Genomic DNA, 1,297 nt, shown 5'->3' on the forward strand with positions numbered 1-1,297 from the left:
CTCTACCGGCCAGGACCACCCTGTCGGCAACCCACGTTCACATGTGTGCGAGGCCCCAGCCTCGTCATACCGTCTAAGGAGTACAAACTCAAAGACCATCCGTTGTGCGCGCTCATCGAAGCGTGGATGAATGATGGGTGGAGTCCCAAGCTGATCGCCGATGTGTTGGCCAGCGATCACCCCGATGACAGGCAGGCCCGGGTGAGCCACGAAACCATTTACCAATGCCTGTATGTGCAAACACGGGGGAGTTTGCGTGCTGATCTGCACAAATGCTTGTCCACCAAGCGAGCGGCACGCAAACCTCGGGGCCGCTATGTCAGCCGCGGCGTCTACAACGGCGAGGAGTTCACGATCAGCAATCGTCCCGCCCAAGCCGAGGATCGGGCCGTGCCCGGTTCCTGGGAATCTCAATGGTGTTGTCAAGCCGCTTGAGTGAGCGGCGGTGGTGCCGCGGTCCACGTTCGGTTCTCGCGCAGCAGTGCCCACAAGACGTCGATGCGGCGGCGGGCCAGGGCGATGACGGCCTGGGTGTGGGTGGCGCCCTGGGCGCGCTTTTTGCGGTAGTAGTCACGGTTGGGTCCGGGGCGCATCATGCTGGTTTGCGCCGAGAGGTAGAACACGTGTCGTAGCGGGCGGCTGTAGCGCAGTGGGCGGTGCAGGTTGCCGGTGCGCCGGCCGGAGTCGTTGGGGACGGGCACGAGTCCGGCTGCGGCCGCGAGGTGTCCGGCGCTGGGGAATGCGCGTAAGTCGTTGGCGCCGACCAACAGCGAGGCGCCGAGAAAGGGGCCGAAGCCGGGCATGGACTGAATGATCGCCGCGTGCGGGTGTTGGGCGAAGGTCACCTCGATCTGGGCATCGAGGGCTTTGAGTCGGTCATCGAGGGCAAGGATGGCGTTGGCCAGCTCGGTGATGATGCCGGCCGTCAGATCTTGTCCGGGCAGCACAACCGTTTGTGCTCTGGCCGCGGCGATGGCGCGGGCGGCCACGTCGACCGAGCCGCGCACGTTGCGGTTGCGCAACCAGCCCGTCAGGCGGGTCTGTCCGATGCGGCGGATCTGATCGGGGGTGGCGTAGCCGGTGAGCAGCACCAACGCTCCCTTGTGCGAGGAGTAGTCGAAGGCCCGCTCCAGGCTGGGAAACACACTGGTCATCAGGTCGCGTAGCCGGTTGATCATGCGCACCCGGTCGGCGATCAAATCCTCTCGATGCCCGGTTAGCCTCGATTTTGCATGGTAGTTGGTGTGGGCTGGGTCTGATGCCGAGTTGTGGTGCGGGGTGGTGATTTTCGTGTTGC

1 protein-coding gene and 1 pseudogene are annotated in these 1,297 nt (G+C 64.4%); one reads left to right on the plus strand and one right to left on the minus strand.

Annotated elements, in window-relative coordinates:
• Positions 1-75: 75 nt before the first annotated feature.
• A pseudogene (locus tag AWC17_RS08025) lies at positions 76-408 on the plus strand (transposase); the annotation flags it as partial.
• Between the two features lie 14 nt (positions 409-422).
• On the opposite strand, the gene AWC17_RS08030 reads toward AWC17_RS08025, so the two are convergent.
• Positions 423-1,297: IS110 family RNA-guided transposase (locus AWC17_RS08030; RefSeq protein ID WP_244193481.1), on the minus strand; the 875-nt coding region annotated here is incomplete at its 5' end.

This window comes from Mycobacterium nebraskense (assembly GCF_002102255.1).
GTDB classification, from domain to species: domain Bacteria; phylum Actinomycetota; class Actinomycetes; order Mycobacteriales; family Mycobacteriaceae; genus Mycobacterium; species Mycobacterium nebraskense.